We start from the raw sequence: 22398 nt of genomic DNA on the forward strand, positions 1-22398 counted from the left end.
TCAAATATCGTATAACAGGCTCCTCCGAGGGGTGTCCTGTGATGGGCTGAGATGGCGTAAGCCGAACCCTTTGAACCTGATCTGGGTCATGCCAGCGAAGGGACGGGTTGGCAGTCACCTCTGCCTGTTCACACCTCCGCCTGCCCGGATCTCCACTTAACTGAGGGGATTCTGTGTCTTATCGTATTCAACCTGTAGATTTCAGCCACGGCCTGTACGGACGTTTACGCCAGCAGGCGGGAAATGACTGGCAGGACTACGTTGCACATCCGTTTATTCAGCAACTTGCCCTGGGCACGCTGCCTGAACGCGCTTTCCGCCGCTATCTGACTCAGGATTATCTGTTCCTGATCCACTTTGCCCGTGCTTACGCCCTGCTGGTAAGCAAGCTGCGCACGCTGCCGGAGATGCGTGCTGCCACCGCCTCGCTAAATGCCATTGTCGCCGAACTGCCGCTGCACCTGGCCTACTGCGAAAGCTGGGGCATGAGCGAAGCGCAGATGATGAGTGAAGCGGAAGCAGCGGAAACCATGAATTACACCCGCTATGTACTGGATATCGGCCACTCTGGCGATGCCCTCGATCTGCTGGTAGCGCTGCTGCCGTGCGTTGCAGGTTATGCGGAGATTGGCCTGCGCCTGCTGCACGACCCCGGGACGCTGCTGGAAGGCAGCCCTTATGCCTCCTGGATCCGTAACTACGGCGATGCTGACTACCTTAACGGCGTGCGTGCTGCCCTCGATCTGCTGGAAAGCGTTGCCCGCCAGCGCGGGGCGGAGAGTCGCTTTAGTGAACTGTCTGAGATTTTCGTCACTGCCACGCGTCTGGAATCCGCCTTCTGGCAGATGGGACTTAACGCGGCCACCCCGACGTGATGGCGATTCACTCCGTTACCCCGCCCGGTATTCAGGTGCGCGATCTGACGCTGTGCTTCGGCCAGCGTCAGATCTTCGGCCCCCTCAGCTTTGATATCCCGGCCGGGCGTTTTGTCTCCTTGCTGGGTGCCAGCGGTAGCGGTAAAACCAGCCTGCTGAAGATTATCGCCGGGCTGGCAGCACCTGCATCCGGCACGGTGTGCGGCAGTGACGGCCTGCCGCTGCCGGGCCGTATCGCCTATATGGGGCAAAAAGATCTGCTCTATCCGTGGCTGTCGATTATCGACAACATCACCCTTGGTGCGCGCCTGCGTCGGGAAAAAGCTGATGCCGGGTGGGCGACACATCTGCTGGAACGCGTCGGGCTGCAAGGTCACGCAGATGACCATCCGGCCGCACTTTCAGGAGGGATGCGACAGCGTGCGGCGATTGCCCGTACGCTGTATGAACGCCAGCCGATTGTGCTGATGGATGAGCCGTTCTCGGCGCTGGATACGCTGACGCGGGCGAAGATTCAGACGCTGGCCGCCGAGCTGCTGGCCGACCATACCGTACTGCTGATCACACATGACCCGATGGAAGCCTGTCGTCTGAGCCATCATCTGCTGGTGCTCTCAGGCGCTCCTGCCGCGATAGATGACACTCATACCATTGGCGGCCTGCCGCCCCGCGCCGCAGACGATGCCGAACTGCTGAAAAGCCAGGGCGAGCTGATGCAGCAGCTGCTAAGGGCCGCAGAATGAGCAGTAAGATCACAACCAGCGCCCGCGGGCTGATCATATTCATCGGGCTGCTATTGCTATGGTGGCTGGCGACGTTAAGCGATATTCCCGCCTTTCTGCTGCCTTCACCCGCCGCTGTTGCCCGCGCCCTGTGGAATGGCCGCGCTTTTCTCGCTTATCACAGTCTGATTACCGCCTCGGAGGTGCTGATCGGACTGGTGCTGGGGGTGATGCTTGGCTCGCTTCTGGCGGTCGGCATGATTATCTTCCCCCGCCTGCAACGCTGGCTGATGCCGCTGGTGCTGACCAGCCAGGCGATCCCGGTATTTGCCCTCGCGCCGCTGCTGGTGCTGTGGTTTGGCTTTGGTATCAGCGCCAAAGTGGCGATGGCAGTGCTGGTCATTTTCTTTCCGGTTACCTCATCTTTCTTTGACGGTATGAGGCGGGTAAATCAGGACTATCTCGATCTGGCCCGCACCATGGGCGCTTCGCGCTGGTCGCAGCTGCGGCATATTCGCCTGATGGCCGCCCTGCCCGCTTTTGGCTCCGGCCTGCGTATGGCCGCCGCCGTGGCACCGATTGGCGCAATTATTGGCGAATGGGTGGGATCCGCTGAGGGACTGGGCTACGTCATGCTGAATGCCAATGCGCGGATGCAGACCGACCAGTGTTTCGCCGCGCTGTTTATCCTGGTGCTGATGACCGTATTACTCTGGGCGACTGTCGATGCCCTGCTTCACCGCCTGATTAACTGGGCACCTGAATAAGCGTTAATGACATTAAAATAATAAGGAATAGAGTATGTTAAAGAAAACCTGCGCTGCACTACTGCTCTGCGGAACCTTTACCTCACCGGCCTTCGCCAGTGAAAAGCTGACGCTGGTACTCGACTGGTATATCAACCCGGATCACGCGCCAATAATGGTCGCCGATCAGATCGGTGCCTTTAAAGCCGAGGGGCTGGATGTGAAGATTATTCCGCCATCGGATCCTTCCCTGCCGCCGCGCCTGGTGGCGGCTAAACAGGCCGATCTGGCTATTACCTATCAACCACAGCTGCACTTCTTCGCGGATGAAGGCCTGCCGCTGGTTCGCGTTGGCACCCTGATCAATTCGCCGCTCAATACTGTGATAACGCTGGATAAAAGCATCACCTCCCCGGCGGGCCTCAAAGGCAAGAAAATTGGTTATTCCGTCAGCGGAATTGAGCAGGCCACGCTCAACACCATGCTCCAGCAGGAAAACATCAGCCTTAAAGATACCCATCTGATTAACGTCAATTTCCAGCTTTCCAGTGCGCTGCTGGCGGGTCAGGTTGATGCGGTAATTGGCGGCTACCGTAATATTGAAGCGCAGGAGCTGAAGCTCCAGGGAAAAGATCCGGTGGTGTTTAACGTGGAAGATTACGGAGTTCCCGCTTATGACGAGCTGGTGATTGTCGCTAATCGCGATAACGTTAATGCAATAAAAGTGAAGAAATTCCTCACTGCATTGAAGAAGGGCAATGATTATTTGCAGGCGCACCCTGATGCGAGCTGGCAGCTGTTCGCTAAAGCACACCCGGAGCTGAACACCGAACTGAACCATATTGCCTGGCAGAAAACCCTGCCGTTGTTCGCGAAAGATCCGGCACATCTCGATGTAAAACGTTACGAAGCCTACGAGCAGTTCTTATTTGATAATAAGCTGATTAAGAAAATGACTCCCGTAGCGCAATACGCGGTAGAACTACGCTGAAAATGGGGCCAACCATGGGTAAACCCCGACCACATGGCTAACACTTTAGCCCGGACGCGCTGACGTCCGGCTATTGCTGGCCTGTACGGGTAAACCGGTGAAAACATGAGTTCATCGGGTCACACTTTTGCTGCGGAATACCACGCCGTTTTACCCGCCTGTACTGAAAAATCCATTAATACTTTTGTGGTATACCGATAACTCCTGTTTAAGTTACGTTTAACGAAACGTGAACAAAAATGATAATAATTATCATCTATCGACTGGCAGGGATATTTGTACCATGACTATGCTTAAAACCTTACCCGCTCTGTTGTTGGCTGCCATGCCTTCACTGGCGCTAGCCACCACCTATCCGCTCACCGTGACCGATATGGACGGGCAAAAAGTGGTGATCAACCATGAACCCCAGCGGGTAATATTGCAGGACGGACGTGAAATCCTGAGTCTGGCATTGCTGGATCGCGATAACCCATTCCGCCGGGTGGTCTCCTGGAATAACCTGATGAAAAAACAGGATACTGGCAGCTGGAATATGCTGAAGAAACGCTGGCCCGAGGCGGAAAAAATTCTCGATATGGGCTTTTCCGATCAGGGAGAAGTGAATCTGGAAACGGTCATCGCTAAACATCCCGATTTGATGATTGCCCAACTGCGTGCCAAACCTGCCCTGAAGCAGACAGGCGTACTGACGCAACTCAGCGCGCTAAATATTCCGGTGCTGTTTGTCGATGATGAGCTGCACCCGGTACAAAATACGGCTGCCAGCGTGACCCTGCTGGGTAAAGTGCTGAACCAGGAAGCCAATGCCAAAGCGTATACCGACTTTTACACGCAGAAGCTGAACGCCGTGCAGGCGGCCGTCAAAGATGTCTCGCCTAAGCCTGTCGTGTTTGTTGAGCCTATTGCCGGCGTTGGCGGCGGCGGCGAATCATGCTGCTTCACTCACGGGCATAACGGCTGGGGGGCGCTGATTGAAGCTACCGGAGCGAAAAATATTGGATCCGATCTGCTGCCCGGGACCAGCGGCACCGTAGCGGTAGAGAAAGTTATCAGTCTGAACCCGGATTACTACGTGATGAGCGGCTCAAAGCGCGGCGGTAAAGGCAACGCGGTGATCCCCCTGGGTTACAACACCGGGATAAGCGAAATTAAAGCCAGCTTCGATCGTCTGCGCGACCGCACTGGCGTGAAGGATATCCCGGCCGTCAAGGCAGGCAAAGTTGCAGCGGTGTATCACCACTTCTATAACCATCCTTACAACATTATTGGCATCGAAATGCTGGCGAAAGACTTCTATCCGCAACAGTTCAGCCATGTTGACCCTCTCGCTGACTATCACCAGATTATCCGTACCTTTACCAAACTGCCGGATGAGCCAATTAATATCGAATATCACCCGCAGTAATCTCCGTCCTGTCACGGCGATCCGCGCTGGCTACCGGCGCGGTCGTAACGCTTACTGCTGCAATCCCCGGTAATCCTGCTTTCCTTCCTGCGAAGCCGCTTCCAGTATGACGCTGAATATCTGCTAATAGCACTATTTGCCCATCCCTCCTCAAGCAATAACACGTAACTATCTGCTCGCACTTTCTTTTAAAACAGGCAGTTATCATAAAATGACACCAAACATCATTCGAAAGATAGCCTCTTGCCTTACTGTTGCATTTAAACTACACTCGGGAACATCAAGGATGAAATATCAGCTACTGCACTACCGGGATCATCGCGGAAACATTCCTCTGAAAAGATGGTTTCAGACGCTGAAAAATATGCGCATGATAGCCAGAATGAATACCCGCCTGAACCGGGCAGCTGAAGGGCATTTTGGCGACCATCGTTACTTACGTGACGGTATCTGGGAAATGCGCATCCATGAAGGGCCGGGATATCGGATTTATTATGCTGTGCAGCAACGCACAATCGTGCTGCTGCTGACCGGCGGCGATAAATCAACGCAAGAGGCGGATATCTCCAGGGCAATAGACTACTGGGACGATTTTCAATCGAGGTAAGGATATGCACAATAAAGCGATTGAGCATGACAGCGCTGTTATCGAAATGATTCGTGAGAATCCGGGATACGCGCAGGTCTACCTGCAAACAGCACTGGAAGAAATTTATGAGGACGGCGGTATCGGTGCCTTCCTTACTGCGCTGCGCCACGTGGTGAATGCCCGCGGCGGTATCAGCGAAATAGCAGCAAAGTCCGGCCTGTCACGCGAGCAGCTATACCGCACGCTCTCCGTTAAAGGTAACCCTACTATTAAAACCCTCACTGCGATTACTCGCGCAGCAGGTGTCCGCCTTTTTGAAGCGCCTGCCAGCGGCGCAAGTTAACCCGCGTTGCATTCGCAGGGGCATGCTGTGGCCTCTCACCTGAACAATGCTGACAATCTCACGGCATTCTGTGAGATTGTCAGCGACCAGTTACGGCAACACTGCCTCCGAAGATAGCCCACACGGATACTGTATCTCGCCGAAATGGATTCGACGATGGCTGATACGCTCGATTAATGCCTCATCGTGGCTGACCACCAGCAGGGCACAGTTTTGTTCTGCGGCCACCTCCACCAGCAGCTCAATGGTTTGCTGCTGTGTCAGCAGATCAAGGCGCGAGGTGGGTTCGTCGGCAAACAGAAAGACCGGATCCAGCAGCAGTACGCGCAGCAGAGCAAAACGCTGCAACTCGCCGCCCGATATCTCATCAGGATAACGATCCAGCAGCAGCGGTCGCAGCCTGAGCCGCGCCATCAGCAACGCAATGCGTTCACCGTTGAGATTATGACGTTTTACCACATCATTCAGCGCCTGACGCAGCGTCACGCGGGGTGCAAAGGCCGACGGCGGATCCTGGAAGATCTTCTGGTATTTCACCGCCGCCAGCGTGCGATCGCGCACCACATCACCGCTATCAGCGGCCAGCAGCCCGAGCAGAATATCGCCAAAGCTGCTCTTGCCGCAGCCGCTTGGCCCGGTAATGCCAATCACCTCCCCGGCATGAACGCGTAGCGACTGACCGCTGAACAGCTGTCGCCCGCCGCGGGCTTTACTCAGATTATGCGCTTCCAGTACTATCTGAGGCCCATGCGCTTTAGGTTGGCGAGCTGGCCAGCGTGCCGGATCTGCCGCCAGCAGCGCCTGAGTATAAGGATGCTGCGGCTCAGTCAGTACCTGCTGTGCACTGCCTCGCTCGACAATTTCCCCACGCATCATCACCGCCACTTCGCCACCAATCTGCCGGGCCAGCTCAATATCGTGGGTGATAGTCAGCAGTCCGCCTCCTGCACGCACTTCCTCCAGCAGCAGCGCGATAACTTCATTACGACGCGCCACATCCAGCCCCTTGGTGGGCTCATCGGCTACAATAATATTGGCGCCTCCAGCTCGCGCGGCGGCAAAAGCGACACGCTGCGCCATTCCGCCGGAAAGCGCCTGCGGCAGGCGGTCGGCAGCATCCGCCACACCCAACGCCGCCAGATCGCACAGGGCAGCATCCCGGGCCGGCGCTTTTTTCATGGCGCGCAGAAAACGGTAGCTCTCCGCCACCTGCTCTCCTGCACGCATGGTCGGATCAAGCGCCAGCCAGGGTTCCTGCGGCAAAATTCCCAGCCGGTGGCCCCAGAGCGCACGCGCCGGACGGCTTGCCAGCGGCAGCGTCTGGCCATCTGTGTGCAGCTGACCGCAGGCAATCAGCCCCGGAGGAAGCGTGCCAATTACCGCCTGGGCCAGCAGGCTTTTACCAGATCCCGTTTCGCCTAACAGCGTAAACGGCTGACCGGCGCGCAGTGAAAATGACAGCGGCTGTACCGCCAGGTCACCGCCGTGGACGGCCACCTGTTCTATATCCATCAGCATCATGCTTTCTCTCTTCCTGCCAGCAGCAGCAGGCTTAATACCAGTAAAAACACCACCATCACCGGCTGCAACAGCGCATAGGGCGCTTCTTCATAATACGGCAGCAGTTCAGTCATCATCAGCCCCAGTTCCGGCGTGGGCGGCCGGACGCCAACGCTAACAAAACCCAGCGCCGCAATCGCCATAATTGCGCTGGCAGCACCAAATGCCGCCACGGTCAGCACCACCGGAGCCATCTCCGGCCATAGATGGCGGCGGAAGATCAGCCAGGGACTCAGACCGAGCAGGCGCGAAGCCTGTACCGCAGGTGAAAGAAGTAATGGACGGGCAATCGCACGGCTGATACGGAAATACTCTACCCATAGCAGCAGCGAAATCCCGATGTAGAGCATCAGGGCGGAGTCCGGCACCAGCGCGGTTAATAGCAGCACCAGCAGCAATCCCGGCAGCGCAAGAAACGTATCGGCGAGCAGCGAAACGCCGCGATCAACCGCACCGCCGCGCCAGGCCGCCAGCACTCCGAGCAGAATGCCGGGGATCATCGCGCTCAGAACGCTTATCAGTGCCAGCCCCAGCGACAGGCGGATCGCCGCGGTCAGACGGGCAAACAGCGAACGCCCGAGATGATCATAACCAAAGGGTGCGCTGAGATCGGGCCATTGCAGCGCCAGCATCAGTTTTTGCCGCAGCGGATCCTGTGGCCACAGCAGCGGCAGGACAAAAGCAAATACCACCAGCAGTAACAGCAGCCCCGCTCCGGCGCGCTGCGCCAGCGAACTGCGGCGCACAATATTCATCATCATGGGTTTTTCCTCCGCGGATCCAGCCAGTAACAGAGCCCGTCACTCAGCGTATTAAGCAGAACAAACATCAGCCCCATAATCAGAGCCGTTCCCTGAATCATCGGTACATCACGGGCGAAAATTGCATGTACCAGCGCGTGACCGATACCCGGCCAGGCAAACAGCGTTTCCACCACTATCACGCCTTCAATCAGGTAGATAAACTGCACGCTGAGATACGTCACCAGCGGCACGCTGACGTTACGCAGCCCGTGCTGCCAAAAAAGCTGAGACTCTGTCAGCCCTTTAGTGCGGCCAAACTGATACCAGGCTGAATCTGTTACCTGACGCATAGCATTACGCGCCACCCGGCTGGAAACCGCCGCCAGCCCGAGCGCCAGCGTCAGCGCAGGCAGCAGCACATGCTGCACCTCCCCATAGCCAGCTGCGGGCAGCCAGCCAAGGCCCAGAGCAAAAATCAGTACCAGAATCAGCCCCAGCACAAAATGCGGTAGCGCGCGCAGGGAGGTGGAGATCGCCAGCAGCAGACGATCCAGTTTTCCGCCGGGAGCAAGCCCGGCCAGGATCCCCAGCGGCGGGCCGAGCAGCAGTGACAGCAGCAGTGCCACCGCCGCCAGCAGCAGAGTCTGCCCCAGCTGATGGTTAATCTCTTCCATCACCGGCGCACCCGACACCAGCGAATTGCCAGGATTAACGTGCAGCAGCTGGATAAACCAGTCCGCCAGCGCCTGCCAGGCCGGGCGATCCAGCCCCAGCTCCTGCTGAACCGCGCTGGCCGCAGAGGCGTCAACACGGTCGTAGCCATAACGCCCGGCGGCGATACGCCAGGCAATATCCCCCGGCAGAGAACGCATCAGCACAAAGGTAAGGCTCCCTACTAACAGCGCCACCATACCGGCCTGCAACAGGCGGTAGCCAAGTATCCGGATCATTCACTCCACCTCATGTTCTCCAGCCCGAAAGTGCGCTCGAAGGGGTCGAGTGTGGCTCCGCTCAGACGTTTTGATACGGCGGCCGTCTGCTGATACCAGGCTACCGGAATCGCCGGCAGCTCAGTTTGCAGGATGCGCGTCAGCTGCTGGCGTTCAGTCTGGCTTTTTGCCACATTGCGACCCTGTACTAAGTCGGCCAGGGTTTGATTAAAGGTGGCGTTGCTCCAGTTCATGGCCCCCCAGTCTCCGCCCTGCGGCGCATAGTCCTGTAACAGCGTACCAAGCAGATCCGGCGTCAGCGCAAAGTTACGAGCAACCAGTGCCAGCTCCAGCGTACCGTCATGATGTTTTGCGGCGATTTCCCCAGAGTTGGTGGTGTTGATTGTCAGCTGAATTCCCACATCCCTGAGCTGCTGCTGGATAGCGGCAGCAATCAGCGGCAGCTCAGGACGATCCGGATAGGTAGTCAGCGTCAGTGTGAACGGCTGGCCATTGCGTTGCAGAATGCCATCGGCACCCGTTTTCCAGCCGAGCTCCTCCAGCAGCGCCTGTGCCTGCTGCGGCTGATAGACCAGCGGGGTCAGGCCGGGGTTATGCCACTGAGCGACAGAGGGAGGGAAAAGCTGATCGGCCGCAGCCGGATAGCGCAGAATGGCGCGCGCAATACCCTGGCGATCGAGGGCCATACTTAAGGCCTGGCGCACGCGCGCATCATTCAGTAACGGGTGCCCTGCGTTCACCTTCAACAGCACGCTACGCGGAATTGAGACCGCCATCAGCTCTATTTTGCGGTTGTTTTTCAGGCGGCTGCGGCTGGCGGGATCGAGATTTAACACCATATCGGCGTTACCACTCTCGGCCAGCAGTGCACGGGTTTCAGCACGGCCAACAGCCATATAGCTGGCCTGTTCGATGGCGGGCGCATGGCCCCAGTAGTCGTGAAAACGTGTCACTGTCAGCTTCTGCGGCGCCTGAAGTGACGTCAGGCGATACGGGCCGCTGCCAATAATCTGCACCACTTTATGTGAGTTGTCATACGAGGCGGGCGCAAGGATCTGAGCGCGGTTCTCTGCCAGCATACTGAGCAATGGCGTAAATGGCTGGCTAAGGGTGATCAGCACCTGTCCATTCTCAGCACGGATAGCGGTAACAGGGGCTTTATCCAGCAGGCCTGGCTTACTGCGTGATACCTCCAGCGCGTTCACTACGCTTTCCGCACTTAATGCACTGCCATCATGGAATTTTACGCCCGGGCGCAGGGTAAAGCGCCATAGCCGGCCGTTGTCGGAAACGCTCCAGTTCGTCGCCAGACCTGGCAGCGGCTGACCGCTGCTGTCGGCATTGACCAGGGTTTCAACAATCGACATTTTTAAGAAGATATCGCCAGAGAGCGTGGGATCGGTGCCTTTGATTTCAAAAGGGGCAACCAGCGTGGCGATGCGCTCAGGGGCGGCGCTGGCCGGGAGAGCAGCCGCAGCCAGCATCAAAACCAGCAGCGGCGGGCGTACAAATTTTTGCATCAGTGTATCAATCCTTTATCCAGAGAAATGGAACAACGCAGGCTGCCGCCCGCGCTGCGGATGATAACTGTTACTTTATAACATTACAATTGGCAATCTGTGGTTACAATTCCCCCACTTTCATGGGGGAATATTCTCAGGATTGCCGCAGGTTACTGGCAGGCGTCGGTGGATAGACCACGTCCACTTCACCGTCCAGCGGCATTACCGGTGAGGTCATTTTCCCCTGCCCTTCACCATATTTATGCTGCAGTGCGCGCTGCATTTCATGAAGGATTTCACCATCCAGTTTGTAGTGGCGCAGATAGATCCACAGGGTAAGAATAAAGAACAGCAGCGGCAGGCCAATCATAATTCCCTGCATACCCATAATGGTATTCGCCGACTGCTGTACGCCAGGCACATAGCCCACCACGCCAAGCATCACACCTATCAGCAGCCCGGCAAATGCCGCTCCGGCTTTCACCACCATGGTCTGAACTGAGAAAGCGATGCTCTCAATGCGCACGCCGAGGGCGTAGTCGCCGTAGTCCACGGTATCTGCCACCATAATGACCAGCATCACCCAGAAGAAGGCTCCGCCAATATTAACCAGAATGCCGGATAGCGAAATCAGCGTTGCACTTTGTGGGGCGTAGATACCCACTGCCAGCAGCAGCAGACAGCTCATCACCGGCAGTACCGAGGCACTGATCCAGATTGCCCGCCGTGAGAAGCGCGCCACCAGTTTCGGGAAGCAGAGAATCGCAATCAGATTGGCGATCCCGGCGTACATCATGTACCAGGGGAACAGCTCCGCCCGGCCTACTACATAGGTAAAGTAGTAGATGGCAAACGCGGTAATAACGTTATGCGCCAGGTTCCATGCCAGCGCCATCAGCAGCAGCGCGAACAGCGGTCGGTTGAGGAAAATCATACTGAGAACGGCTTTAATGGTGGTCTGTTCTGCGCTATTCGGCACGGCGGAGGAGGAGTACTTCTCCTCGATATTACGCAGCGTAATAATCGCCGAGAGAATAAAGAACACCACCAGGATGAGCGAGAACAGCATAAACCCCTGGCCTTTATTGCCATCACCGAGGTAGTTCACCAGCGGCAGGCCGATCACACCGGTGGTGTACCCCGCCAGACTGGCAAAGAAACGCGGCCAGGGGATCAGCGCTTCACGTTCGCGCTTATCGAGGGTGATACACGGCACCAGAGACCAGAACGGCACATCCATCAGGGTATAGGTAAAGCCCCACAGCAGGTAGGTGGCCCAGATCCAGGCAATCAGCGCCCCGCCCTCAAAATGATGGGCACAAAATACCGACACCAGCACCACCGAATTGCTCAGGGTACCAATAAGTATCCAGGGCTTAAACTTACCCCACCGGGTGCGGGTACGTTCGACAATCCAGCCCATCACCGGGTCAAAGAAAGCATCCAGAATTCGTGCCACCAGAAACAGCGAGGCCACCATACTGACTGATACCCCGACCACATCGGTGTAGTAGTACATCAGGTACATATAGATAATGCCGATGGCAAAATCCTTGCCGAAAGCACCCAGCCCGTAGCTGATTTTTGTTTTTACTGAAACCGTCATCGCGATCCATCCCCGCCAGTGTCATCGTAAATGGCGGCCTCCGCTGAGGTCGCCACAAGCCAAAGATCTGCTTCCGTTACAGGAATTAACGATATGCGGGCAGCCAGTCGCCGTGAGCGGCGATCAGTTCATCGCAAAGTTTTACCGTGTCATCTATCGACAGCTCGGCGGAGGTGTGCGGATCAAGCAGCGCAGCGTGATAAATATGCTCTTTTTTCTGCGTCACAGCGGCCTCAATGGTTAAGAGCTGGGTATTAATATTGGTGCGATTGAGCGCTGCCAGCTGCGGTGGCAAATCGCCAACATAGCAAGGTGTGACACCCTGCCCGTCCACCAGGCATGGCACTTCCACGCAGGCTTCGGCCGGCAGGTTGGTGATCAGACCATGGTTCAACACGTTACCGCCAATTTTGTACGGCACGTCGGTCTCCATCGCCTCTATCATCCAGGAGGCGTATTCGTGGCTGCGGGCGTGGCTGAGGTTCTCATTTTGCGTCAGCTTATCGCGCTGCTGGTGCCAGCGATCGATCTGCTCAATACAACGACGCGGATACTCATCCAGCGGAATATTAAAGCGCTCAATCAGCTCAGGATAATGACGCTTGATCCAGTACGGCATATATTCCGCATTGTGTTCGGATGACTCGGTAACGTAGTAGCCAAATACGCGCATGATTTCGTGACGCACCATATCGTCGTGCTTTTCGGTCAGGGCCAGCGCACGGCGTTTGATCTCCGGATAGATATCCTCACCATCGCGGGTGATATTCAGCAGCCAGGCCATATGGTTAATTCCGGCGATCTGCCATTTCACCCCGTCAGTGGACATATCAACGGATTTAAGCAGGGTTTCGGCGCAGACCTGCACGCTGTGGCATAAGCCAACGGTTTTGATGCCCGTGTGTCTGAGCATCGCTCCGGTCAGTGACGCCATCGGATTGGTGTAGTTCAGCAGCCAGGCATCCGGACAGACCTCCTCCATATCGCGGGCAAAATCCAGCATCACCGGAATGGTGCGCAGGGCGCGGAAGATGCCGCCAATGCCGAGGGTGTCAGCAATGGTCTGGCGCAGGCCATATTTTTTAGCAATTTCAAAGTCAGTAATCGTACAGGGATCGTAGCCGCCAACCTGAATGGCATTAATCACATAGCTGGCCCCCTGTAACGCACGGCGACGCTGTTCCACACCGGCATATTTCTCAATGCGCGCTTTCCCCTGGCAGAGATTGGCGTTGAGATTATTCAGCATCTGCCACGAGTCATTAAGGCGTTCTGCATCAATATCATACAGAGCGATATCCACCTGCTGCAACGCGGGCGTCGCCAGAATATCTCCCAGTACATTTTTCGCAAATACCGTACTGCCTGCCCCAAGAAATGTAATTTTCATTGCCTATCCTTCTGAACCAGTGAGATGAAGTTGCACTCACTCTAGGCAGCGTGCGTTCGCCTGCCTATGTCATTTTTTGACATTGATATGGTGAAAAACGACTGCCAGATTGAACTGTGATCTGGCTCGCTAATTACCGGCTCTGGTAGTCAAAATAAAGGTGCGATATCACAAACTGATATAATCCGGTGCTGTCCTGTGAAGATAAGCTGCTGTAATAAGATGAAAATAAACAGGAAGACGTCATGCAAAAAGATATTCACCCCGATGATATCGCCCAGTTTGGACTGAATATTTATCAGTACGGCCATGAAGTCTGCGCCAGTCAGCACAGCTATGGCCCGGCGGTACGCCAGCATTATCTTTTACATTATGTGATAAGCGGCGGTGGGACGTTATTCAGTGGCAATCAGCGCTGGCCGGTGCGTCAGGGAGAAGCGTTTCTTATCCATCCACACGAAATCACCACCTACACCGCAGATAAGCAGCGACCATGGGAATATATGTGGGTGGAAATGGACGGGTTAATTGCTGTGCGCAGCCTGGAGAAATGCGGGTTACGCCGCGATATGCCGGTCTACCGGCCAAAAGAGAATGGTTTACCCTGCCCGGTCTATCCCTGGCTGCAACAGCTGATGGCGCAGGATCCGGTACATTCGCTGCGCATCGCCGGGCTGACCTGTCTGTTCCTTGATGCGCTGATCGCTAACGCGCGCCACGCGGGGAGCGATGACTCAAGCTGCGGGAATAAGCATCTGGACAGTGCGATACAGTTTATTGAGCGCCACTATCATCGTAACCTCACTATTGGCGAAGTCGCCGACTACTGTAATATCGACCGCAGCTACCTTAGCCGTCTTTTTCAACAACAGTTTGGCTATGGGCCGAAACAATACCTGCTGTTGCTGCGGATGGAGGTTGCTACCTCGCTGCTATCCGATCCTGGCCTGCCAATAAAAGTTATCGCTTATTCACTGGGTTACACCAGCCAGATGCAGTTTGCTAAGGTATTTCAACTCCATTTTCGCTGCTCTCCCACCCAGTGGCGGCGCGAGAGAGCCTGTCCGGCCTGATAAGCGGCTGAGATTCTGCCATACTCTCTGGCACTGCCCGGCTCCGGGCCGGATTATTGTCACCGTGAGGCGCCCGATGAATACTGAACTCAGCCCATCCCCTGCCTACAGCCAGCTGCATACCGCACTGATGGAACAGCGTTCCCGGGTGCAGTCAGCTGAGGTGATTCAAACCATAAATCGCGCTTTACTTGCCGGGGAGCGGGTCAGCGCAGCGTTTTATGACCTCAGCCTGCTTAAGCTATTGCAGCAGCGCAAAATCCAACCGCTGATTACCCCTGAAACCGGGGACGAGATAGCGGCCTTTATTGCCGAGCTGAAACCGGTAATACCTGCAACGCTCGACGATGAAACCCAGTTTTGTGAGTTGCAGCAGCGGGTGAACCATCTGAGTGAGCATTTTCACTGGCAGTATGCCAGCCTGCCGCTGGTGCAGAATGCCCTGTTTGTACGCACCTGGCAGCACTGGCAGCAGACGCTGGAGACGCTGTTTAGCGCCGGAGATAACGCCACGGTATTTGCCCGTCTTGAGCAGGTAATAAGGGATTCCAGCGGTAAAATACCGGTACTGGGAGAGGCGCGTGAACTCTATCGCGCGCTGGAGGGGCTACTGGTGAGCTGTCGACAAAAAGCATCAGAGAACAGCGCTGAAGAGGATGCGCTGGCGGGATATGTTGCCGCTACGGATATTGCCACCCGGGGGATTATCACCTTCGGTGCCACCGCCGAGACAGTATTACGCGGCCGCCCGTTACCAACAGAAGCCGAGCTGAAAAACCGCATTAAGCAGCTTCACACCAGCGTTACTGACCGCACTCACCCGTGGTTTTCAACCCTGTAATTCCGGTTGCATCGTCGCCATCGCCGAATTATCCACCAGGAGCAGAGCATCCTGTTATCTGGAAGTATACAGAGAGCGCTCCAGGCGCTACTCTGGCGGCGGTTTCCACAGAGAATTATGGATATAGACTCGCTATGCCAGCCCCCGTCAAACGCAAGAACGATCCGGAAGGTTTAAAGAAACGCATCCTCGCCAGCGCCCTCACCACCTTTGCCGCCTATGGTCTCCAGGGGGCGCGCATGGAACAGATTGCCGAGGATGCGCAGACCACCAAACGCATGGTGGTTTATCACTTCACCAATAAAGAACAGCTCTATATCGACGTGCTGCATATGGTTTACCGCGAGATCCGCCAGCATGAAAGCGGGCTGAATCTGGCGCAGATGTCGCCAACTCAGGCGATTGCCCGTCTGGCCGAGGCCAGCTTCGACTACCATATTTCACATCCCGACTTTATGCGTCTGATCTGTAGCGAAAACCTGATGCGCGGCCGCTATATCAGCCAGTCAGCAACCATCAAGATGCTGAATCAAAGTGCGCTGGATGTGCTGGATGCGGTGCTGAGTCGCGGTAAGCAGAATGGCGAGTTCGATGCTAAGGTAGCGACGGTGGATGTTCACCGCCTGATCAGCAGCATCAGCTTCCACAACGTTGCTAACCATTACACCTTTAATGCCCTCTTTGGCGGCAACGAAACCGAGCAGCAGAGCATTGCGCGCAACCGGCAGCTGGTGGTCGATGCCACGCTGCGCTATCTGCGCCCGACGGCTTAAATCTGTACAAGAGTTTTTGCCTCGTACAAATAAATCGTCCCGTTATGCAGCTATAACGGGCTTTTTCGTCTACGCTTAATGCTGGCTTAACCCTCCCTTTTTCTTTATCCATTCATCCGTTATTGTCCTGAACAGGAGCTGTCGATGACTCGCGAACCCTCCGGCTATCCACGCCGTCAGCCGCATCTTTCGCCCCATGAGACTTCCTTATGGAACTGGGCGCAGAACGCCACGCTGGCAAAAAAAACCCAGCAGGCCTGCCCCGCCAGCGAAAGCGATCTCCAGATTCTGCTGCAGCATCATCGCGGTCAGGTACGCGTGATGGGTCGCCGCATGTCCCCCGGCCGGATGCTGGCAGTCGGTGAAAACGACGACTTGCTGATCGATACCTCAGCACTGCGGGGCTTTATCAGCAGCGATGAGCACAGCGCGACCTTCGCTGGCGGCACGCCGCTGCACGAGGTGTATGAACAGCTGAAAGCGATGGGCCGGATTCTCCCCGCATCGCCGGGAGTGATTGATGCACAGACCCTCGCCGGGGCGCTGGCTACCGGCACCCACGGCCAGGGCTTACAGCAGAGCAGCATCGGTGATGAGGCTCTGAGCATCCGCATGGTGCTGGCTGATGGCCGCATTGAGACGTTTGATCGGCAACATCCCTGGTTTCCTGCGGTACAGCTCGGCCTCGGCTGCCTTGGCGTTGTAACGGCGGTAACGCTGCGTACCCAGCCCGCGAAGGTTTACACCTGTTTTAAAACAGCCGTCAGTGCAGATACGCTGGAGAGCGACCTGCTGACGTGGAACCGTGATTACGTGATGAGCAAAGCCTGGTGGTTCCCTGAGGAGAACCAGGTGCACGTATGGGCAGCCCGTGAAGCCAATGCGGAAGAGCAGGCGCAGTATCAGGCAAATCACGGCGATCTGGTCGAGCAGCAGCAGACCAGCGATGCGATGAACCAGACCATCGACCAGACGCTGGAGCATATGCGCAGCGATACGCAAATCACCGATGAGAACGGCAAACCCTTCCGCACCGTGACCCGCTTTAAAGACTTTTCCGACGTCACCGGTGATGTCTATCAGGTGTTCTGCCGGGGTATTGCTACCCCGCAGATTAATGTTGAAATTGCGATCCCGCTGGCACGGGCCGGAGCGGTTATCGCCCGTATAAAACGCTGGCATGCGGAGACGCAGCCGCATATGCACTATCCGGTGATCCTGCGCTGTACCGGGGCATCCGAAAGCTGGCTCAGTCCCGCTTACCAGCAGGAGAGCTGCTTCTTTGGCTTTGTAATTTACTACGCTGAAGATGGTTCACTCTCTCCGGAAGGGGTGGCGTTTTTGCGGGCGGTGGAAAAGCTGCTGGCGGAAGAAGGGGGACGTCCGCACTGGGGGAAATATTTCGATGCCTCGCTGTATAACTGGGCGAAAATCTATCCGCAGTGGCAGGCCTTTTCTCAGGTACGCGAAGCGCTGGATCCTCAGCATACCTTCGGCAATGATTTCAGCCAGCGGCTGCTGGATCAGGGAGCAGAGCAATGAAAGCATGGGCAACACTACTGACGCAGCCTGATTATCTTATCGGCGTTCGCGCTTTGCAGGCATCGCTGCTTGCCGCAGGCACCCGCTATCCACTGGTGGTGATGGTGACAGAGAATATTGATGGCCCCGCGCGCCAGCAGCTGGAGCAGGAAGGCTGCCTGCTGCGTGACGTTGCACCGCTGCGCCCGAATCCGCAGTTGCAGGAGAGCTACGCCAATGCGCGTTTTTCTGAGGTTTGGACCAAGCTGGCAGCCTGGACGCTGACAGAGTTCGAACGCGTGGCTTTTCTCGATGCGGATATGCTGGTAACGCAGAATATGGATGAGCTGTTTTCCCTGCCGCTGGCTGACGGTAATATCGCTGCCTGCCACGCCTGCCGCTGTAATCCCAACAGGATTGCCAGCTATCCGCCGGATTGGGTGCCGGAAAACTGTTTCTACAGCTGGTGCGAAGGCGTGGATAATGTTGAGCAGCCTGGCAAGGTTGATAACTACCTCAACGGAGGCTTTCTGCTGCTGACGCCCGATCGTGGGGTGTTTGATCGGATGCTGGCACAGCTGGCCGCACTGGACGATCTCTCTGCTTATCTGTTTGCCGAGCAGGATTTTCTTAACCAGTTCTATCTTGGACGCTGGCAGCCGCTGCCGTATATCTACAACGCACTGAAAACCCTGCCCCATCAGCACCCGCACATTTGGGATCAAGAGCGGGTGAAGAATATCCATTACATTATTGATAAACCCTGGGAGAAACAGCCCGAACCAGGCGACCGCTACTACGCGTTAAATCAGCGCTGGTGGCAGGTGGGTGCCAGGCTTTAATCTGCACCGGTAAATGGCCGGATTGAGCTGGCATCGCGCGGCAGAGAACGACGCATGATCAGGCCAGCATAAAAGGACGCTGGCCGTTTAAGGTTGGCTCAGTCCGGCTATCTCTCCGGCACAAACAGCGGGACGGGCTGTCCGCTGATATAGCGCTTGCGCAGCTTCGCAGAGATATGATCCATCACCATTACAATCACTACCATAATCAGAGTGATAAACATCACCACATCCCAGTTCCACAGGCGCATATTCTCCGCATAAACCAGCCCAATGCCCCCTGCTCCTACAAACCCCAGCACCGCGGCTGAACGGGTATTTGACTCAATCTGGTAGAGGCTGAGGGCGAGAAAAGCGGGGAACGACTGAGTAAAAATAGCGTAGCGATGCTTTTGCAACGTGTTCGCCCCCACCGCATTCAGCCCGCGACCCGGCGAGCGCTCCACCGCTTCGTGCCCTTCGGCATACAGTTTTCCCAGCAGACCGACGTCCTGCATAATAATCGCCAGTACCCCGGCCAGCGGCCCCATGCCCACGGCGCGTACGAAAATCAGCCCCCAAATCGCCATATCTATACCGCGCAGGATATCCAGAATACGACGCACCAGCAGCGCAACCGGCCGCAGCAGCGGAGATGCCATTACGTTGCGGGCGGCAAGAAATGAGAGCGGCAGTGCCAGCAGCGTAGCGGTCAGCGTCCCGGCAAAGACGATGGCGATGGTGATAAATATCTGGCTGAAGTAATAGGCGAACGGCCAGTTCGCCACATCATGCCAGACAAACATGCGCATAAAGTAGTGCGCCAGCTGGCCTAAACCGAGGGTCAACTGTGACCAGCTGATACCAAACTGGGTAAAGAAAAAAACGTAATAGAGCAGGATCGCCGCCGCAATCAGCCCGACACGTCGCAGATAGCTACGCTGTATCGTAAACAGCGCCTGATGCTGCTGTTTCATCCCTTCCAGCCTGTCACTGCCAATTAATCCAATCATGTACGGTTTCCTTCCACAACGCGCCGACGCACCCGTCCGGAGAACATATCCAGCAGCGAGACCACCACAATAATCAACAGCAGCGTCATGCTCACCTGATCGTAACGGTCGAGTTTGATATTGGTCATCAGCTCCTGGCCGATACCCCCGGCGCCCACCAGCCCAAGAATGGTGGACTGACGGAAATTAACCTCAAGGCGCATAAAGCCATAGGAGAGGAAGATCGGCTTCACCTGCGGCCACAGGGCAAAACGCATGCGCTGTAATGCCGAAGCCCCAACGCCGGTCAGTCCTCGCACCGGTTTGTCCGATGCGCTCTCTATCGCCTCATAAAACAGCTTGGTCAGGCTGCCGATGGTGTGCAGCGCCAGCGCCAGAAAACCAGGGATCACGCCGATGCCGAACGCCATCACAAACATGACCGCCCATGCCAGCTCCGGCATGGTGCGCAGAAACGCCACCGCCGTGCGAATGGCGAAACTCAGAGTGCGCGGAGTCTGGGTATTGCTGGCCGCAAAAAAGGCCAGCACCCCCGCCACCATCACCGACACCAGCGTGGCAGCCAGCGCCAGCTGTAGCGTTTCCCAAATCAGCGGCAGCTGAATATGCAGACGATAGCCCCAGTAAGCCAGCGAACCTTCGGTATGGCCGTCGGCAAACAGCAGGGAAAAGTGGAGTACCGGGATGGTTTCAGCCAGGTAATCGAAAAAGTGCGGCAGCGACACCCAGATAGTGTGCAGATTAAATTCAGCCATATGGCCGGAGGCAAGATAGAGCACCAGCAGGGTTAAAGACCACAGCAGCGTGTCGCGCTTCTGTTTGCCGCGTATCTGCTGGTAATAGCGTTCAAAATCGGGATGCGTCATGCGGATACCTGAGTGCAGGGCCGGCCGCAGCCAGCCCTTATCAGTGGAGAAGAGAACGGGTAATTAACGTGCTTTTGTCAGCGCACGCTTCATATCGATAATCGCCTGATAATCAGCCACGGTTGCCGGGCCGATGTGTTGAGCACCGCCGACGGCTTTGATAAAGCAGCTGTGCTGTTCGGTATCCAGCTTTTTAATGGCGGCGATCAGCTTCGCCTTAAAGTCAGCGGGCAGCTTGTTGCTGACCAGCACCGGGCCGTTCGGGATCAGCGGCGACTGCCAGATAATACGGATTTTCTTCATCAGATCCGGTTGACCCGCGCGGATCATGCGGGTGAACGCGCCGCTGGTGTAGCCGGTGTTGTAATCACCGATCATCGACGCCCAGGTCACCGCACCGTCAAACTGACCGTTCAGCACGCCCAGCACATCCTGCTCGTGGCCGCCGGAGAAAGTTACGCTGGAGAAGTGGCCGTGATATTTATCGTCCACCGATCCGCCAAACTCTTTTTTAAAGCTCTCATTGGGGATCAGGAAGCCCGAGGTGGAGTCGGGATCCGCCATACCGAAAGATTTACCCTTCAGATCGGCCAGCGTTTTGTACGGGCTGTCGGCTTTTACCACCACTACCGAATGATAACCGCGAGATTTATCGGCATCATCCACCACAATTCCCACCACATCCACGGCTTTCGGGTCATTGATATAGACCGATGCGTAGGATGACGGTGACATACTCAGCACCATATCCACTTTGCCGCCGATCAGGCCCTGAATCACGCCAGAGTAGTCAGAAGAGTTACGCAGTTTAGTATCAACATTCAGCTCTTTATCGAAGAACTCTTTCACGCACTGGTTATCGCCGATCTGCTGCGTGGCGTTCTGCCCGCCGAGAATGCCTAAGTTCAGCTCTTTTGGTGCGTCAGCTGCATAAACGTTTGCTGCCATAACACTACTGATTACCGCTGCGAGAAGTATTTTTTTCATTGCTGAGTTCCGTGTCCCATAAAAGTGTTATTACCCGTCATTCCTGGCGCTGTGGCGTCAGGCGTGATGGGGATCGTTAAGTTGAGAGTTTTCGTCGCCGTACAATAAATGCAGATGATCATCAGTCAGTTCTGACGGATGGCCGTCAAACACAATGCGGCCCTTAGCAACGCCAATGGCACGCGTACAATACTCTTTCACCAGCTCTACCGAGTGCAGATTGACCATCACGCTGATGCCGTTACCACTTACCTGACGCAGCACATCCATAATGCGGCGGGTATTTTTTGGATCGAGGGAGGCTACCGGCTCGTCGGCCAGCAATATTTTGGGGTTCTGCATCAGGGCACGGCAGATCGCTACCCGCTGCATCTGCCCGCCGGAGAGGTTTTCCGCACGCTGCAAAGCCTGCGGCAGCATGTTCAGCCACTCCAGCAGCCCGATGGCACGGGCGCGATCTTCATCGGTGAAGATTTTAAAAAATGATTTTAGCGTCGAGGTCTGACTCAGGCGGCCGAGCAGAACATTGGTGAGCACATCCAGCCGCGGTACCAGGCAGAAGTCCTGAAAAATCATGCCGCAATCGCTGCGCCACTGGCGCATTTGCCGGGTGTTCAGCTCAACGATGTTCTGCTGTTTACCATCTTCATTAAAATGCAGGACAGCCCCTTCGCTGGCCGGGAGGGTGCCATTCAGCACATGCAGCAGGGTGGATTTTCCTGCGCCGCTGCGGCCAATCACCGCCACCAGCTCACCCGCGTGCAGGTCAAAGTTGATATCCTGCAACACCCGTGCCTGCGTGCCGTAAGCTTTTCCCAGCCCCTGTACTGCCAGCACTTTTGCACGGTGTTTTTCGTGCGGCAGCGCCTGCTGCTGGTGGGCAATTTTTAATAGTGCCTGTGCCATGAGTGATCCGTTATCAGGTTACGCGTTATCCGCTGTGCGCCCTATTAACCACGTGTGCGATGAAAGTTTAATGACAAAGGAGTGATGGAAGCGTGACAGGTGAAATTTTGCCACGCCAGGGAAGCGTATTCAGGGAGTTAATTATTGCCGGAAATCGTTGCAGATGGTTTCG

General features: G+C 56.0%; 22 protein-coding genes and 1 riboswitch. Of the genes, 12 read left to right on the forward strand and 10 right to left on the reverse strand.

Annotated features, from left to right (window positions below; translation table 11 throughout):
- Nucleotides 1-17: 17 nt before the first annotated feature.
- Nucleotides 18-120, forward strand: a riboswitch (TPP riboswitch).
- Nucleotides 121-173: 53 nt separating this feature from the next.
- From tenA to GN242_RS12180, 7 genes are all read left to right on the forward strand, one after another.
- On the forward strand, nucleotides 174-875 hold the full coding sequence (gene tenA / locus GN242_RS12150) for a thiaminase II (RefSeq protein ID WP_374189526.1): 702 nt from the start codon (nucleotides 174-176) through the stop codon (nucleotides 873-875).
- Complete coding sequence (locus tag GN242_RS12155; RefSeq protein ID WP_156288266.1) at nucleotides 875-1618, forward strand: ABC transporter ATP-binding protein; 744 nt, start codon at nucleotides 875-877, stop codon at nucleotides 1616-1618. The genes tenA and GN242_RS12155 overlap by 1 nt, the downstream gene beginning before the upstream one ends.
- Nucleotides 1615-2364 carry an ABC transporter permease gene (locus tag GN242_RS12160; protein WP_154750848.1) on the forward strand — a complete coding sequence of 250 codons (750 nt, stop codon included), beginning with the start codon at nucleotides 1615-1617 and terminating at the stop codon, nucleotides 2362-2364. The genes GN242_RS12155 and GN242_RS12160 overlap by 4 nt, the downstream gene beginning before the upstream one ends.
- A 34-nt stretch (nucleotides 2365-2398) precedes the next feature.
- Nucleotides 2399-3334 carry an ABC transporter substrate-binding protein gene (locus GN242_RS12165; RefSeq protein ID WP_154750847.1) on the forward strand — a complete coding sequence of 312 codons (936 nt, stop codon included), beginning with the start codon at nucleotides 2399-2401 and terminating at the stop codon, nucleotides 3332-3334.
- A 283-nt stretch (nucleotides 3335-3617) separates the two neighbouring features.
- Nucleotides 3618-4742, forward strand: a complete 1125-nt coding sequence (locus tag GN242_RS12170) for an ABC transporter substrate-binding protein (RefSeq protein ID WP_154750846.1) — start codon at nucleotides 3618-3620, stop codon at nucleotides 4740-4742.
- Nucleotides 4743-4953: 211 nt separating this feature from the next.
- Nucleotides 4954-5349 carry a type II toxin-antitoxin system RelE/ParE family toxin gene (locus tag GN242_RS12175; protein ID WP_231617092.1) on the forward strand — a complete coding sequence of 132 codons (396 nt, stop codon included), beginning with the start codon at nucleotides 4954-4956 and terminating at the stop codon, nucleotides 5347-5349.
- Nucleotides 5350-5353: 4 nt separating this feature from the next.
- Entirely contained in the window at nucleotides 5354-5674 is a 321-nt protein-coding gene (locus GN242_RS12180; RefSeq protein ID WP_230320629.1) for an addiction module antidote protein, read from the forward strand.
- A gap of 90 nt (nucleotides 5675-5764) precedes the next feature.
- Here the strand turns inward: GN242_RS12180 and GN242_RS12185 are convergent, their stop codons facing one another.
- From GN242_RS12185 to GN242_RS12210, 6 genes are all read right to left on the reverse strand, one after another.
- Nucleotides 5765-7195, reverse strand: a complete 1431-nt coding sequence (locus tag GN242_RS12185; protein ID WP_156287558.1) for an ABC transporter ATP-binding protein — start codon at nucleotides 7193-7195, stop codon at nucleotides 5765-5767.
- A complete protein-coding gene (locus GN242_RS12190) occupies nucleotides 7192-7995 on the reverse strand; it encodes an ABC transporter permease (protein ID WP_374189810.1) in 804 nt (267 codons plus the stop codon). Before GN242_RS12190 ends, GN242_RS12185 begins: the two co-directional genes overlap by 4 nt.
- Nucleotides 7992-8927 carry an ABC transporter permease gene (locus GN242_RS12195; protein WP_154750843.1) on the reverse strand — a complete coding sequence of 312 codons (936 nt, stop codon included), beginning with the start codon at nucleotides 8925-8927 and terminating at the stop codon, nucleotides 7992-7994. Before GN242_RS12195 ends, GN242_RS12190 begins: the two co-directional genes overlap by 4 nt.
- A complete protein-coding gene (locus GN242_RS12200) occupies nucleotides 8924-10447 on the reverse strand; it encodes an ABC transporter substrate-binding protein (protein ID WP_156287559.1) in 1524 nt (507 codons plus the stop codon). The genes GN242_RS12195 and GN242_RS12200 overlap by 4 nt, the downstream gene beginning before the upstream one ends.
- A gap of 136 nt (nucleotides 10448-10583) precedes the next feature.
- On the reverse strand, nucleotides 10584-12035 hold the full coding sequence (gene melB / locus GN242_RS12205) for a melibiose:sodium transporter MelB (RefSeq protein ID WP_154750841.1): 1452 nt from the start codon (nucleotides 12033-12035) through the stop codon (nucleotides 10584-10586).
- 85 nt (nucleotides 12036-12120) lie between these two features.
- Nucleotides 12121-13425, reverse strand: coding sequence for an alpha-glucosidase/alpha-galactosidase (locus GN242_RS12210; protein WP_156287560.1), 1305 nt, complete (start codon nucleotides 13423-13425; stop codon nucleotides 12121-12123).
- A 245-nt stretch (nucleotides 13426-13670) separates the two neighbouring features.
- Between GN242_RS12210 and GN242_RS12215 the strand changes: the two genes are divergently transcribed.
- From GN242_RS12215 to GN242_RS12235, 5 genes are all read left to right on the forward strand, one after another.
- On the forward strand, nucleotides 13671-14498 hold the full coding sequence (locus GN242_RS12215; protein ID WP_156287561.1) for an AraC family transcriptional regulator: 828 nt from the start codon (nucleotides 13671-13673) through the stop codon (nucleotides 14496-14498).
- Between the two features lie 76 nt (nucleotides 14499-14574).
- On the forward strand, nucleotides 14575-15339 hold the full coding sequence (locus tag GN242_RS12220) for a hypothetical protein (protein ID WP_154750838.1): 765 nt from the start codon (nucleotides 14575-14577) through the stop codon (nucleotides 15337-15339).
- Between the two features lie 134 nt (nucleotides 15340-15473).
- Nucleotides 15474-16112: a TetR/AcrR family transcriptional regulator gene (locus tag GN242_RS12225; protein ID WP_154750837.1), complete on the forward strand. Its 639-nt coding sequence runs from the start codon at nucleotides 15474-15476 to the stop codon at nucleotides 16110-16112.
- Nucleotides 16113-16256: 144 nt separating this feature from the next.
- The gene (locus GN242_RS12230) at nucleotides 16257-17654 is read left to right on the forward strand and encodes a D-arabinono-1,4-lactone oxidase (RefSeq protein ID WP_156287562.1); all 1398 of its coding nucleotides are present in this window, start codon (nucleotides 16257-16259) and stop codon (nucleotides 17652-17654) included.
- Nucleotides 17651-18475, forward strand: coding sequence for a glycosyltransferase family 8 protein (locus tag GN242_RS12235; RefSeq protein ID WP_156287563.1), 825 nt, complete (start codon nucleotides 17651-17653; stop codon nucleotides 18473-18475). Before GN242_RS12230 ends, GN242_RS12235 begins: the two co-directional genes overlap by 4 nt.
- Nucleotides 18476-18582: 107 nt before the next feature.
- Here the strand turns inward: GN242_RS12235 and phnE (GN242_RS12240) are convergent, their stop codons facing one another.
- The 4 genes from phnE (GN242_RS12240) to phnC form a co-directional block, all read right to left on the reverse strand.
- Nucleotides 18583-19467, reverse strand: coding sequence for a phosphonate ABC transporter, permease protein PhnE (gene phnE / locus GN242_RS12240; RefSeq protein ID WP_156287564.1), 885 nt, complete (start codon nucleotides 19465-19467; stop codon nucleotides 18583-18585).
- Nucleotides 19464-20333: a phosphonate ABC transporter, permease protein PhnE gene (phnE, locus tag GN242_RS12245; protein ID WP_154750833.1), complete on the reverse strand. Its 870-nt coding sequence runs from the start codon at nucleotides 20331-20333 to the stop codon at nucleotides 19464-19466. Before phnE (GN242_RS12245) ends, phnE (GN242_RS12240) begins: the two co-directional genes overlap by 4 nt.
- A 63-nt stretch (nucleotides 20334-20396) precedes the next feature.
- Complete coding sequence (gene phnD, locus GN242_RS12250) at nucleotides 20397-21320, reverse strand: phosphonate ABC transporter substrate-binding protein (protein WP_154750832.1); 924 nt, start codon at nucleotides 21318-21320, stop codon at nucleotides 20397-20399.
- 57 nt (nucleotides 21321-21377) lie between these two features.
- Nucleotides 21378-22226, reverse strand: coding sequence for a phosphonate ABC transporter ATP-binding protein (gene phnC / locus GN242_RS12255; RefSeq protein WP_154750831.1), 849 nt, complete (start codon nucleotides 22224-22226; stop codon nucleotides 21378-21380).
- Between the last annotated feature and the right edge of the window lie 172 nt (nucleotides 22227-22398).

Source organism: Erwinia sorbitola, assembly GCF_009738185.1.
In the GTDB taxonomy this organism is placed as follows: domain Bacteria; phylum Pseudomonadota; class Gammaproteobacteria; order Enterobacterales; family Enterobacteriaceae; genus Erwinia; species Erwinia sorbitola.